Here is a 13,905-nt window from a genome sequence, read left to right as displayed (position 1 = left end):
GGAGAAAATAATAATGCCCAAAAATGTGGCAATAAAGCCTCTGGCTTTGCTATGCGCGTTGGTTATTTCAACGTTAACCGGCTGTGATCAATCCTCAGGGCCGACGGCTCAGGCGCAGGATGCGCCCGAAGTGAAAGTGCTTACTCTTGTCAGCCAGAATTTACCGGTTATCACCGAGCTACCCGGACGCACTTCGGCGTTCCGGGTCGCGCAGGTGCGGCCTCAGGTATCCGGCATCATTTTAAAACGCGCCTTTACTGAGGGCAGCGATGTGGTTGCCGGCCAGACGCTCTACCAGATCGATCCGGCACCGTTCCGGGCCAGCTATGACAACGCCAGCGCGGCAGTATCTGAAGCGCAGGCCAGAGCGCAAATTGCCAGAGTCACGCTGAATCGCTACCGCTCACTGACCGGCAAGCAGTACGTCAGCCGACAGGACTTTGATCAGGCTCAGGCCACCGTTGCACAAACTCAGGCGGCAGTGGCGGTGGCTGAAGCCGCGCGGGAAACCGCCCGTATCAACCTGGGCTGGAGCACCATCACCGCGCCTGTCAGTGGGCGCATTGGCCGTTCTTCGGTCACCGAAGGCGCGCTGGTGCAGAGCGCACAATCTGATGCGCTGGCGACGGTGCAGCAGCTTGATCCGCTGTATGTCGACCTCACCCAGTCGGAACAGGCGTTTATGCATCTGCATCAGGAACTGGCCGCCGGACGTCTGCAACAACAAACGGACAAGGTGCGGGTCAGTGTGGTGACCGGCAACGGCGTACTTTTTCCCCATTCCGGCACGCTGGCATTTTCTGATGTCACTGTTGATCAAACCACCGGCTCAATCACGCTGCGTGCGGTGATACCCAATCCGGATCATCAGCTGTTGCCCGGCATGTTCGTGCGCGCACGCCTTGAAGAAGGCCGCGATCCCGGTGCGCTACTGATCCCCCAGCAGGCGGTAACGCGCACGCCGCGCGGCGATGCCAGCACGATGGTGGTGGACAGCGGCAACCGTGTATCCGTTCGTGCGATTCAGGTGTCACAGGCTGTCGGCGATAAATGGCGGGTGACCGCCGGGCTGCGGGCGGGTGAACGGGTGATTATCTCCGGTTTACAGCGCGCCCGGCCAGGCATGACGGTGAAAGCCGTCGCCGCTTCCGATTCATCCTCTCCGTCAACAGGAACCGCTGACTGATGTCCAGATTTTTTATCGATCGGCCCATTTTTGCCTGGGTACTGGCCATTATTGTGATGCTGGCCGGTGGGATTTCGATCCTTAAGCTGCCGGTTGAGCAATATCCCAATGTTGCCCCCACTGCTGTGCAAATCTGTGCCACCTATCCCGGTGCGGATGCCACCACTTTGCAAAACAGCGTGACCCAGGTGATTGAGCAGAACATGAGTGGGCTGGATGGCCTGATGTACATGTCCTCCACCAGTGATTCTTCCGGCACGCTGCAACTGACGCTGTCGTTTGAAAACGGCACTGATGCAGATATCGCCCAGGTGCAGGTGCAGAACAAATTGCAACTCGCCACGCCCCTGCTGCCGCAGGAGGTCCAGCAGCAGGGGATTACCGTGCGGAAATCCTCCAGCGTTTTTTTCCTCGTGCCCGGCTTTGTCGATGAAAGCGGCCGGATGAGTATGGAAGACATTGCTGATTATGTGGCGACCAACCTGAAAGATCCCATCAGCCGTATCAACGGGGTGGGTGACAGCACCCTGTTTGGTTCACAGTACGCCATGCGCATCTGGCTCGATCCCAATAAGCTGAATAACTACCAGCTGACCCCGGTGGATGTCATCAGCATGATCGAGACACAAAATGCCCAGGTGGCGGCGGGGCAGCTGGGCGGCGCGCCGCCGGTGGCGGGGCAGCAGCTTAACGCGTCGATTATTGCCCAGACCCGCCTGACCTCACCGGAGGCATTCGGCAATATTCTGTTGAAAGTCAACGGTGATGGCTCACAGGTACGGCTGCACGACGTGGCCCGTATTGAGCGTGGCGGTGAGAACTACAATTTTGTGGTGAAAATCAATGGAAAACCGGCATCGGCGCTGGGGATCCAGCTGGCGAGCGGGGCCAACGCGCTGGATACTGCCGCAGCGATTCGGGCAAAAATTGATGAGCTGAAGCCCTACTTTCCGCAAGGTCTGAAGGTGGTTTACCCCTATGACACCACGCCGTTTATCAGCATCTCGATTGATGAGGTGGTCAAGACGCTGTTTGAGGCCATCGTGCTGGTGTTCCTGGTCATGTATCTGTTTTTACAAAGTTTCCGGGCGACGCTGATCCCAACCATTGCGGTGCCGGTGGTGCTGCTTGGCACCTTTGGTATTCTCAGCGCCTTCGGCTACTCCATTAACACCCTGACCATGTTTGGCATGGTGCTGGCGATTGGGCTGCTGGTCGATGATGCCATTGTGGTGGTGGAAAACGTTGAGCGGGTGATGGCCGAAGAGGGGCTGAAGCCAAAAGCTGCCACCCGTAAGTCGATGGAACAGATACAGGGCGCGCTGGTGGGGATTGCGCTGGTACTTTCTGCGGTATTTGTGCCGATGGCATTCTTTGGCGGCAGTACCGGCGTTATCTATCGTCAGTTCTCGATTACCATCGTTTCCGCGATGGTGCTGTCGGTACTGGTCGCGTTGATCCTGACGCCTGCTCTTTGCGTGACCATTCTCAAACCGGTTAAGCCGGGAACACATCAGCAACCGCGCGGACTGTTTGGCTGGTTTAACCGCAAATTTGACCAGAGCGCCGGGCATTACACCCATTCGGTGGCCCGAATGCTCAACCGTAGCGGGCGCTATCTGCTGATTTATGGCGTGATTGTGGCGGCAATGGCGGTGCTGTTTCTGCGTCTGCCCACCTCATTCCTGCCTTCGGAAGACCAGGGGGTACTGGCTACCCAGGCGATTCTGCCTGCCGGAGCCACCCAGGCACGTACCCAGGCGGTGCTCGATCAGGTGACGGATCACTATCTGCATCAGGAGAAAAATAACGTTGAGAACGTGCTGACGGTTAACGGTTTTGGTTTTGCCGGACGCGGGCAGAATGTGGGGATAGCGTTTATCGGTCTGAAAGACTGGTCGCAGCGTGGCGGCAACGAGAACAGGGTTGATGCCATTGTCAGCCGTGCGGCACAGGCATTCAGTCGCATTATGGATGGCAACGTGGTGGCTTTTAACCTGCCGCCGATTATCGCGCTGGGCAATGCGACCGGCTTCGATTTCGAACTGACCGACCGGGCAAGCCTGGGGCACGGCCAGCTGATGGCGGCCCGCGACCAGCTGCTGGCTCTGGCGCGCCAGCATCCGGAGACGCTGGTGGCAGTTCGTGCAAACGGCATGGAGGACAGCCCGCAATATAAGCTGGATATCGATCAGGAAAAGGCCACGGCGCTGGGCGTGGATCTCTCCGACATTAACACCACACTGAGCAGCGCCTGGGGCGGCAGCTATATTAATGACTTTGTTGATCACGGTAGGGTAAAAAAAGTCTACGTGATGAGTGATGCGCCGTATCGCATGATGCCGGAGGATCTTAACAACTGGTATGTGCGGGCCGCTAACGGCAAGATGGTGCCCTTTGCCAGCTTCTCCACTGCGCAATGGGTACACGGCTCGCCGCGGCTGGAACGCTACAATGGCCTGTCATCGGTGGAAATTCTGGGGCAGCCTGCGCCTGGCAAAAGCTCTGGTGAAGCGATGGCGCTGATGCAGCAGCTGGCGCAGCAGTTGCCTTCTGGTATTGGTTATGACTGGACCGGCATGTCATATCAGGAGCGGATGAGCGGTGAGCAGGCGCCTGCGCTGTACGCCATTTCGCTGATTGTGGTGTTTCTCTGCCTGGCTGCGCTGTACGAAAGCTGGTCGATTCCCTTTTCGGTGATGCTGGTGGTGCCGCTTGGCGTATTTGGTGCGTTGGTGGCAACCCTGCTGCGTGGCCTGAATAACGATGTCTATTTTGTTGTCGGGCTGCTGACTACCATTGGCCTGTCGGCGAAGAACGCCATTCTGATTGTCGAGTTTGCCAAAGATCAGATTGAGCAGGAAGGGAAGGGCGTGGTGGAAGCCACGCTGACGGCAGCGCGTATGCGTCTGCGTCCGATTCTGATGACGTCACTGGCATTTATCCTTGGCGTGTTGCCACTGGCACTCAGCTCTGGTGCAGGTTCTGGTGCGCAGAACGCGGTCGGCACCGGGGTATTTGGTGGCATGGTGGCGGCGACCCTGCTGGCGATCTATTTTGTGCCGGTGTTTTTTGTGCTGGTGCGTAACCGTTTTGCCGGAAAACCCCGCGATGAAGAAGATGAGGATGAGTAACAGCCACATCGGCTTCGTGTAAGAGAAGGGGGCCATAATGGTGATTTCAGCCGTTGGCCCCTTACACAGGTAAATCCGTCAGGCGTTTTTCTGAGCTGCCTGTACGGCAGTGAACGCAATACCGCCCCGGTAACACAGCCCAAAGCTTTCTAAGCTGCCTGTGCGACAGTGAACGATTTCAGCACTTGCTGTACACGGCTATTTCTTTTCTAAGCTGCCTGCACGGCAGTGAACCAGAAGAGCCAGCTGTGGGCAGCACCTTTATCACCACCCTTAACCGCAGCCTGTCAGCGTGATTTTCTGCCTCAATGCTGCTTTGCATTACCACCCGTGGCATCTGACGCCGTTACGTCCTGACTCAGGGCTAACGCTGCCTGCGGGCCTTGCGCAACAATCGGTCCCTGTTCAACCCTGATCCGCACATGTTGTCCACTGCCGCTAACGTAGCGCGCCTGCACCCCCTGTTTTGCTGCAATATCGATATTTTTAAGCACCACATCCTGCACCTGCGATTCCGGCAGGCCGCTGAAAATCATCGCGTGGCTGGCACCGGTGGCGCTGAGATTCGAAATGTGGATACCACGAATTTTGGGCGTGGATGCGGTCACTGCTGCGTGCTCAATGGCACTGGTAAGCGTGTGGCCCGCCGCCCCGGACTGCCCGCTGTAGCTGCTGGTGACCAGAACAGGCGTCGCCACATCGGTCATGGTCAGATTATCGGCCGTCAGCGGTCCAATATAATTACCACGATCGCGTGCTGATTTTATGCGGATGCCGTTTTCGGTGTTAAGGAAGGTGACATTACTGATGGTGACCCGACCAATACCATTGGCGGTTTCGCTGCCAGCGGAGATACCGTGTCCGTCACGCATAACCGAATCCCTGATGGTGATGTCCTGCGCTGGCGCAGCCGTGCCAGGGATCAGCCCGGATTTGATGGCGATATTATCGTCGCCGGTATGAATATCCATATTTGACATCGTGATGTCGCGCGACGACACCACATCCACGCCGTCGGTATTGGGCGAGGTGACGGGATTGCTGATTTTTACCTGATGGATATCAATATGTTTACTGTTGCGGATGACAATGTTCCACATCGGTGAGTTGGTCAGATGTAGCTGTTCAATCCGGCCGCCGCTCACCGCGTTAAATTCAATAAACCACGGACGCGGTACACCGTTTGCCAGAGGGACGCCGGGAAAGCGATCGCGGAAGACGTGTAGATTACCGCTACGCACTTCCGCCCGAATCTGGAGAGCTTCAGGCCACCAGCTTTTTTCGCCATCGCCGTCGAGGGTGCCCCCGCCGTTAATCACCACGTTGCGGACGTTACTGGCAAAGATAAAGGCCTCATTACGCTGTGCCGGACGGCCAATAAACGCCGCTATGAACTTCCCTTCCTGATTGCTGGCCTTCAGCGTGGCGTCTTTGCTTATTTGCAGGGTGATATTGTTTTGTAACTGTAACGGTCCGCTCAGCCAGACGCCGGAAGAGAGGTAAACCGTGCCGCCACCGCGTTCGGCGCACTGTTGGATAGCCTGCTGAATAGCGCCGGTATTCAGCGTTTTGCCATCGGCCTTACCCGCAAATGTTTCCGGTAAACAGTGCGCAGCCTGCGCTACGCAAACGCACAGCATTCCACAACAGAATAACGTCAGCCGCGATTTGTTCATCATTCCTCTCTTTGCCTCCTCCTCTGAACAGACGTTGACTCCAGCACATCCACACGGGCAGCACTATTGTGCAAAAGCACGGATTTAGCACAGGGTGTTCAAAAATGTGCGCCAGATGGACAAAATGGCCGGGCGTCGTTTTTCACTCGCAGCGGTTTAAAATCTGTGGCAGATAGCGGTTCAGCAGCATTCCCCGGCGATCTCTCCGGCACTCGCTATTTAACCACCGGCAATTCGGCATAGCGCGTGGTGTAACCGGGTGACAGCATGTCGCGTTTCATTGCCCAGCTGTGCTCAGCGCCCTGTCCGGCAAACCATATCGTGCCCCGGCCTTTACGATTGATTTCATCGATGGTCTGCATCAACTCATGACTGTTGCGCCGGGGTTGATGTGCCTCAAAAAGATTGAGTTGCGCTACGCCCTCGCTGAAAAAATCACTCAGCATCACGCCTGCTTTCATATAGCGAAAACCCTCTTTCCAGATCCTGTCCAGTGAATTGATGGCGACACGTAGTATGTCACGCGTATCTTGAGAAGGGATTGCCAGCCGACCGCTGGCCTGCGGTGCGTAAAACGGTTCATTGTCGGCATGGGGGCTGGTACGCATAAATACGCTGATGACACAGCAAAACCGCTCCTCAGCCCGTAATTTTTCGGCGGCGCGCGCGGCGTAAGTGCAGACCGCCTGATGCATATCGTCATACCGGGTAATGCGATGCCCAAAAGAACGACTACAGATAATTTGTTGTTTGGCCGGGATCAGCTCATCAAATGCCAGACAGGATTCACCACGCAGCTCACGCGCCGTACGTTCAAGCACAACACTGAAGTTTTTACGAATCAACGAGGGACTGGTGCCCGCCAGTTGCAGGGCGGTTTCGATACCCAGTGTATGCAGCTGTTTACTGAGGCGGCGACCCACCCCCCAGACTTCCTCTACCGGTACTCTGGCCAGCAGTTTTTGCTGGTGTAGAGGGTCGGACAGATCGACAACCCCTCTGAATCCGGGCCACTTTTTTGCCGCATAATTAGCCAGTTTCGCCAGTGTCCTGGTGGGGGCCATCCCCACGCCGACCGTCAGTCCGGTGTTTTTCAGCACCTGGTTACGTAACTGATGCCCGAAGGCGGTCAGGGAAAGGCAATGGGAAAGGCCGGTGATATCAAGAAAGGCTTCATCGATAGAGTAAACCTCAACGGCGGGGGCTGCTTCGGTCAGGGTCAGCATCACACGATGACTGATATCGGCATACAGGGCTTAGTTCGAGCTGAAAACCGTCACCTGATGCTGGCGGAGCGCCTCTTTTATTTTGAAATAAGGGGCCGCCATCTTAATGCCCAGCGCTTTTGCTTCCGCCGAGCGCGAAATAATACAGCCATCGTTATTCGAGACGACCACTATCGGTTTGCCGCGCAGGTCCGGACGAAAAATAGTCTCGCAGGAGGCATAGAAATTATTAACATCAACAAGTGCGTACATGTTTATTAGATTTCAATGTGAAGGTGACCACGCCGAATATTTCCAGCTCTTCTTCATCCTGAAAAGTCATCGGAGAATAGTTGCTGTTGTGAGGAATAAGTTGCACGGATGGCCTGGTACGAAGCTCTTTGACAGTAAATTCTCCCGCTATCGCCGCCACCACAATGTCGCCATGTTCCGCTGACAAAGAGCGATCCACCACCAGCAGGTCGCCGTCGCTGATACCTGCGCCAAGCATCGAATCACCGCTGACTCTGACAAAGTAAGTCGCACCCGGATGCTTTACCACCAGGTTGTTCAGATCGAGAGCGTCCTCGACATAATCCTGTGCCGGACTGGGAAAACCACAGGGAACCCGTTCAAGATAAAGTGGTAAGTGCAGAGTCTGATGGATCAACGGACGGCTTATTACTGGCATGATTGACACTCCTTTAACTGTATTTATATACAGTATTACGCGCAACGTACTCGAGCAAGCCCCTTCGCCAGCCAAAATCTGAACGCGTTGATGTGGCGCGAAATTTAGTTTTCTCAGGAGTATCGCCGTGGCGACGACAAATAATGTTGCTTTTTTGTAAACAGATTAACACCAGCAGGAAATCCTGCTATGCTGGCCCACGCGGAACCGGGCGCTTTACCCTACAGAATGAGCAAATCACTTCGCGGTGAACCTGAGGGCGCCCGGTAGCCATTACAATGTGAGCGAGGAGAACGTCGTGCTAGAAGAATACCGTAAGCACGTTGCCGAGCGTGCAGCCGAAGGGATCGTTCCTAAACCGTTAGATGCTTCCCAAATGGCCGCGCTGGTTGAACTGCTGAAAAACCCGCCAGCGGGTGAAGAAGAATTCCTGTCCGATTTGCTGATTAACCGCGTCCCACCGGGTGTTGATGAAGCTGCCTACGTCAAAGCGGGCTTTCTGGCGGCGATCGCCAAAGGCGAAGCCAGCTCCCCTCTGGTTACCCCGGAAAAAGCCGTAGAGCTGCTGGGCACCATGCAGGGCGGTTACAATATCCATCCGCTGATTGACGCGCTGGACGATGAAAAACTGGCTCCGATTGCGGCCAAAGCGCTGTGCCACACGCTGCTGATGTTTGACAGCTTCTACGATGTGGAAGAAAAAGCCAAAGCTGGCAACCCGCATGCTCAGCAGGTTCTGCAATCCTGGGCTGACGCCGACTGGTATCTTTCCCGCCCGAAACTGGCCGAAAAAATTACCGTTACCGTTTTCAAAGTCACCGGCGAAACCAATACCGATGACCTCTCTCCCGCTCCTGATGCCTGGTCCCGCCCTGATATCCCATTGCATGCGCTGGCGATGCTGAAAATCGCCCGTGAAGGTATTGAGCCTGATGACGCTGGCAATATTGGCCCAATTAAGCAGATCGAAGCCTTGCAGGAAAAGGGATTCCCTCTGGCCTATGTCGGTGATGTGGTCGGTACTGGCTCCTCACGTAAATCTGCCACCAACTCGGTGCTGTGGTTTATGGGGGAAGACATCCCGTTCGTGCCGAACAAGAAAGGCGGCGGCGTGGTGCTGGGTGGGAAAATCGCGCCAATCTTCTTTAACACCATGGAAGATGCCGGGGCGCTGCCGATTGAAGTCGATGTCGATAAGCTGAATATGGGCGATGTGATTGACATTTTCCCGTACAAAGGTGAAGTGCTGAATCATGAAACCGGTGAAGTGCTGGCTAACTTTGAGCTGAAAACCGAAGTGCTGCTGGATGAAGTTCGTGCCGGTGGTCGTATTCCGTTGATCATCGGGCGCGGCCTGACCAGCAAAGCGCGTGAATCCCTTGGCCTGCCGCACAGTGACGTATTCCGCCAGGCGAAAGATGTTGCTGCAAGCAGCCGTGGCTACTCTCTGGCACAGAAAATGGTCGGCCGCGCCTGTGGGACTGACGGTATCCGCCCTGGCGCTTACTGTGAGCCGAAAATGACGTCTGTGGGATCTCAGGACACCACCGGCCCGATGACCCGTGATGAGCTGAAAGACCTCGCCTGCCTTGGCTTCTCCGCTGACCTGGTGATGCAGTCCTTCTGTCATACCGCAGCCTATCCCAAGCCGGTTGACGTCTCGACTCACCATACCCTGCCAGACTTTATTATGAACCGTGGCGGCGTCTCGCTGCGTCCGGGCGACGGCATTATCCACAGCTGGCTGAACCGTATGCTGCTGCCGGATACCGTGGGCACCGGCGGGGATTCCCATACCCGCTTCCCGATTGGCATCTCTTTCCCGGCAGGATCCGGGCTGGTGGCCTTTGCGGCGGCAACCGGCGTGATGCCGCTGGATATGCCGGAGTCGGTGCTGGTGCGCTTCAAAGGTAAAATGCAGCCGGGGATCACCCTGCGCGATCTGGTTCACGCCATTCCGCTGTATGCCATCAAACAGGGTCTGCTGACCGTTGAGAAGAAAGGTAAGAAAAATATCTTCTCTGGCCGCATCCTGGAAATTGAAGGTCTGCCGGATCTGAAAGTCGAGCAGGCATTTGAGCTTTCTGATGCGTCGGCTGAGCGCTCTGCGGCGGGTTGTACCATCAAGCTGGGCAAAGATCCGATTATTGAATATCTCAACTCCAACATTGTGCTACTGAAGTGGATGATCTCTGAAGGTTACGGCGATCGCCGTACGCTGGAGCGCCGTATTCAGGGCATGGAGAAATGGCTGGCCGAGCCTGAACTGCTGGAAGGCGATGCGGATGCGGAGTATGCCGCGGTGATCGATATCGATCTGGCGGAAATCAAAGAGCCGATTCTGTGCGCGCCGAACGATCCGGACGACGCCCGCGTATTGTCTGATGTGCAGGGCGAGAAGATCGATGAGGTCTTTATCGGTTCCTGTATGACTAACATCGGCCACTTCCGTGCGGCAGGTAAGTTGCTGGACAGCCATAAGGGCCAGTTGCCTACCCGTTTGTGGGTGGCACCACCGACCAAGATGGACGCGGCGCAGCTGACGGAAGAGGGCTACTACAGCGTCTTTGGTAAGAGCGGTGCGCGTATTGAGATCCCGGGTTGTTCACTCTGTATGGGCAACCAGGCGCGGGTGAAGGATGGAGCGACGGTGGTTTCCACCTCAACCCGTAACTTCCCGAATCGTCTGGGTAACGGTGCTAACGTTTACCTGGCCTCTGCTGAACTGGCTGCGGTCGCCTCTTTGCTGGGCAAGTTGCCCACGCCGGACGAATACCAGCAGTTTATGGATCAGGTTGATAAGACGGCGGTGGATACCTATCGTTATCTGAACTTCGACCAGCTGGCGCAGTATACCGAGAAAGCTGACGGCGTTATTTTCCAGACGGCGGTGTAAGAAGCCTGAGGGCAGCTTGCGCGCTCAGGTGATGCAAAAGCAGTCTGACGCAATCTGTGTTTTGAAAATCCGGGAATTATTTTTCCCGGATTTTTTTGTCTGTTTCCGGGGCGGAAGCTGATTTTATAAACGCTTCAGAGCTGCGTCGGTCATTGTCTGTTCAGCGATTATCGCATGTTGAAAAGAGAAAAATCGGGTGATGGAAACAACCCTTTTTTTACTGCAAATTTAACCGACTGATAAAAAATGGGATTTTTAAGGAGATGGAAAAGAGGGTATTTAAGCGATTGCGGTCAAATTTCTTTTTAAATCGGTGAGTTAAGCTTTATGCGCCACGCTTCACTGCCGCACAGGCAGCTTAGAAAGAACGTTTTTTCACCTCGCGCGGCATGACGCTGTTCACTGCCGCACAGGCAGCTTAGAAACTTTTCTGTAGTCGGGACGGCGCTTTTTAAACATTCACTACCATACAGGCAGTCAGAAATCCAGGTGAAACCAGACTGTAAATTCAATTTAATCAATAACATATTTCTCATAAACAGCGCCTTCGGGAATGCTCCACAAAAATTGCTTTGTTTTTGCAAGGGCCTTCCCGAAAAATCAGTGCTCAGGGGAAAGAGGGGTGTTATCTGTAGAATCAGGCTCAAACATAGTGGCGCTAAACACTCACTTAAAGCCAACGATAAAACACCCATACTGCATCATGCACACAAAACCCGATATCCCTCATTTTCAGCATCTTTCAAACTTATATTTGATATCCTGAAACAAGAATTTTGAGATAATAAAAAATTACCTTCTTTCTGATTTATTGATTATGTTAGTATTTTTATTGTATTTTTGAGATAACCTCATGCAAGAGTTGAGATAACTAAACATCATGGCTCAATTTAATCACTTCGAACTCTCGCTTCTGAATCCCAGTTTTGACTCCCTTCTGGTCGATGCGCTAACCGAACTGGAGTTACTCCGGCATCTGCGCCTGGAAACGGATGTTCACCCCATCCTGTTTGCGCAGTTAAAGACCGTTTTCCACATGCTGGAGAGTCTTGGTTCTGCAAGGATTGAGGGAAACCACACCACGCTTGCCGACTATGTTGAAAGCAAGGTTGAAGGAACGCAGAGTTCGACGGATCAGCTCAAAGAAATCAACAATATCGAAGCCGCGATGGAGTACATCGACGAATACCTGAGCGATGGCGATGAGATAACGGAGTATTTTATCCGCGAGTTGCACAGTCTGGCAGTAGTCGGGCTGCAACAGGAAGGCGACAGAACACCCGGTGCATATCGGCAACATAACGTCACCATCGCGCAGTCTGACCATTTACCGCCCGACCACATCCGCGTTCCTGATTATATGACGGAACTGACCGCCTTTATTAACCGTAGCGATAAGCCAAAGTATGATCTGATGAAGATTGCACTGGCACATCACCGCTTTGGCTGGATACATCCCTTTGGCAACGGTAATGGCAGAACGGTCAGATTGCTGACTTATGCATTGCTTATCAAGTATGGCTTTAATGTTCAGACCAGCGGCCGGGTACTCAATCCGACAGCGGTATTTTGTAACGATCGTGAGCGCTATTACGCCATGCTTTCGTTAGCCGATAAAGGAACAGAGCAGGGGCTGGAAGAATGGTGCTTATACGTGCTCTCGGGGATTTCATCCGAGCTGAAAAAAGTCGATCAGCTGACAAACCACGCATTCCTGAGCAAAAAGATCCTGTATCCGGCCATTGATTTCTCGTTGGAGAGGGGGCTGATAAATCCTCTGGAATCAAAGGTTCTGAAACGTGCTGTTGAATCAGGGACGATAAAAGCGGCCGATCTGCGCCCCGTTTTGCCCAATCTGAAATCTTCGCAGATATCTTATCAACTGAATAAGCTGAATGAACGGGGACTACTTCAGCCAATAGAAGAGGGCGCTCGTAGTTATACGGTGAAGTTTTCTAATTCGTATTTGATACGGGGGGTGATTAAAATATTGCGGGAAGAAGGATTTATTCCTGATTTATGATTTTAATGTTCTCTGTTGCGGTTTTTGGACAGATGCAGGAAAGATTATTTTACTGTTCTTAAAGGATAATTGCGCCCCGACTTGCAGGCGTGTTTGAGAAGGCAGCGTGGCGGTAACACACTTTATACTTATTTTCTCATCGATTGATAATATTGATATTTCTGACTGGATGGAAAAGAAGATATTTTAGCGATGGCGGTGTCGAATTTCTCTTCAAATCGGTGAGTTAAGCTTTGGGCGCTGCGGTTCACTGCTACGCAGGCAGCTTAGAAATGAATGTTTTAGTATTTCGGACCGCTATCTGGAGTTGTTTCTGAATTACAGGTTCTAAAAATAAGGAAATTGAAAAATGGTTAGATATTTTTTTTAATTGTATTTTTGGTGCGGCATTATCAACGTTCGCCATCAATGTTTATGCTGAATTAAATCCAGGTGGCATTGTAGAAAATAAAAAAGTTGCTGCATGTATATTAAAAAAAGATGACAGTGAATGCCTGAGTTTACTAAGTAAAATGACAGAAGAAAAATTAAATACAGCCTGTCAGGATAAATTAAAAGAGATTTCAAATTACGATTACAGCCAGTGGTGGATGGGAGAAAAAAGACAGAGAGAAGAGATGAAGGACGCTTTTATCCGCAGTCAGGAATTTTGGTTAAAGTATCGTCAGGACTACTGTAAAGCAGCCAGCGCCGGGGCTGAAGGCATCGACGGCTATAGCGCAATAGCGTTAAGCTGCCAGATTAACATGGCAATAAGGCGTACAGACGAAATCAGAATGGTCCATCCCGATCTTTCAGAGGGGTAAAATCCAGTTAATTCTTACTGCATTAATCATAATCGATAAATAGCAAACCCTTATCTAAAAAACGTACATGGTGTACGTTTTTGTAGCGTCAGGATCCAGTCCCGGTTTACGTACCGCAGAGGCGAGCTGATATCATACCCCTTACTGTTTCATCACTATATGGTAAAGCAGAATGATATAGCTGTAGCGCATATCATCATTCTTTATGAATGATATCAGCTATTCAGAAAAGTTTTTTCGACAGTTTTTCCTTATTCATGGTCAGATCGTCTTTGATTGCTGAAATGG

Annotated in this window: 8 protein-coding genes and 1 pseudogene; 5 read left to right on the top strand and 4 right to left on the bottom strand. The window is 53.0% G+C overall.

The genetic code is table 11. The annotated features are described in order from the left end of the window. The first annotated feature begins 13 nt into the window (after nucleotides 1-13). Both AC3RPL_RS16935 and AC3RPL_RS16930 read left to right on the top strand, forming a co-directional pair. Nucleotides 14-1,186: an efflux RND transporter periplasmic adaptor subunit gene (locus tag AC3RPL_RS16935; RefSeq protein ID WP_490740908.1), complete on the top strand. Its 1,173-nt coding sequence runs from the start codon at nucleotides 14-16 to the stop codon at nucleotides 1,184-1,186. Then, the gene (locus AC3RPL_RS16930; protein WP_490740907.1) at nucleotides 1,186-4,320 is read left to right on the top strand and encodes an efflux RND transporter permease subunit; all 3,135 of its coding nucleotides are present in this window, start codon (nucleotides 1,186-1,188) and stop codon (nucleotides 4,318-4,320) included. The genes AC3RPL_RS16935 and AC3RPL_RS16930 overlap by 1 nt, the downstream gene beginning before the upstream one ends. A gap of 305 nt (nucleotides 4,321-4,625) precedes the next feature. Here AC3RPL_RS16930 and AC3RPL_RS16925 read toward each other — a convergent pair whose 3' ends face one another. From AC3RPL_RS16925 to umuD, 3 genes and pseudogenes are all read right to left on the bottom strand, one after another. Then, on the bottom strand, nucleotides 4,626-5,999 hold the full coding sequence (locus AC3RPL_RS16925; protein ID WP_490740906.1) for a glycoside hydrolase family 28 protein: 1,374 nt from the start codon (nucleotides 5,997-5,999) through the stop codon (nucleotides 4,626-4,628). Between the two features lie 212 nt (nucleotides 6,000-6,211). Further along, nucleotides 6,212-7,474, bottom strand: a pseudogene (umuC, locus tag AC3RPL_RS16920) (translesion error-prone DNA polymerase V subunit UmuC). Continuing rightward, the gene (gene umuD / locus AC3RPL_RS16915) at nucleotides 7,458-7,892 is read right to left on the bottom strand and encodes a translesion error-prone DNA polymerase V autoproteolytic subunit (protein ID WP_490740905.1); all 435 of its coding nucleotides are present in this window, start codon (nucleotides 7,890-7,892) and stop codon (nucleotides 7,458-7,460) included. Before umuD ends, umuC begins: the two are co-directional and overlap by 17 nt. Nucleotides 7,893-8,190: 298 nt before the next feature. On the opposite strand from umuD, the gene acnB reads away from it, so the two are divergent. Continuing rightward, nucleotides 8,191-10,788 (top strand): bifunctional aconitate hydratase 2/2-methylisocitrate dehydratase, encoded by a 2,598-nt coding sequence (gene acnB, locus AC3RPL_RS16910; protein WP_152542724.1) that lies wholly within the window; start codon nucleotides 8,191-8,193, stop codon nucleotides 10,786-10,788. Between the two features lie 305 nt (nucleotides 10,789-11,093). Here acnB and AC3RPL_RS16905 read toward each other — a convergent pair whose 3' ends face one another. Beyond that, nucleotides 11,094-11,372, bottom strand: coding sequence for a hypothetical protein (locus tag AC3RPL_RS16905; protein ID WP_490740904.1), 279 nt, complete (start codon nucleotides 11,370-11,372; stop codon nucleotides 11,094-11,096). A 296-nt stretch (nucleotides 11,373-11,668) separates the two neighbouring features. On the opposite strand from AC3RPL_RS16905, the gene AC3RPL_RS16900 reads away from it, so the two are divergent. Further along, nucleotides 11,669-12,811, top strand: coding sequence for a Fic family protein (locus tag AC3RPL_RS16900; protein WP_490740903.1), 1,143 nt, complete (start codon nucleotides 11,669-11,671; stop codon nucleotides 12,809-12,811). A gap of 317 nt (nucleotides 12,812-13,128) precedes the next feature. Continuing rightward, nucleotides 13,129-13,617 (top strand): lysozyme inhibitor LprI family protein, encoded by a 489-nt coding sequence (locus AC3RPL_RS16895; RefSeq protein ID WP_490742074.1) that lies wholly within the window; start codon nucleotides 13,129-13,131, stop codon nucleotides 13,615-13,617. Nucleotides 13,618-13,905: the final 288 nt, after the last annotated feature.

Source organism: Erwinia papayae (assembly GCF_058241465.1).
The sequence above is the reverse complement of the archived record's forward strand: the minus strand, read 5'-3'. Positions and strand labels throughout refer to the sequence as shown.

Bases quoted from the DNA above. Each gene is read 5' to 3' on its own strand.
- AC3RPL_RS16935 (WP_490740908.1), top strand. From the start codon at position 14: ATGCCCAAAAATGTGGCAATAAAGCCTCTGGCTTTGCTATGCGCGTTG.
- AC3RPL_RS16930 (WP_490740907.1), top strand. From the start codon at position 1,186: ATGTCCAGATTTTTTATCGATCGGCCCATTTTTGCCTGGGTACTGGCC.
- AC3RPL_RS16925 (WP_490740906.1), bottom strand. From the start codon at position 5,999: ATGATGAACAAATCGCGGCTGACGTTATTCTGTTGTGGAATGCTGTGC.
- umuD (WP_490740905.1), bottom strand. From the start codon at position 7,892: ATGCCAGTAATAAGCCGTCCGTTGATCCATCAGACTCTGCACTTACCA.
- AC3RPL_RS16900 (WP_490740903.1), top strand. From the start codon at position 11,669: ATGGCTCAATTTAATCACTTCGAACTCTCGCTTCTGAATCCCAGTTTT.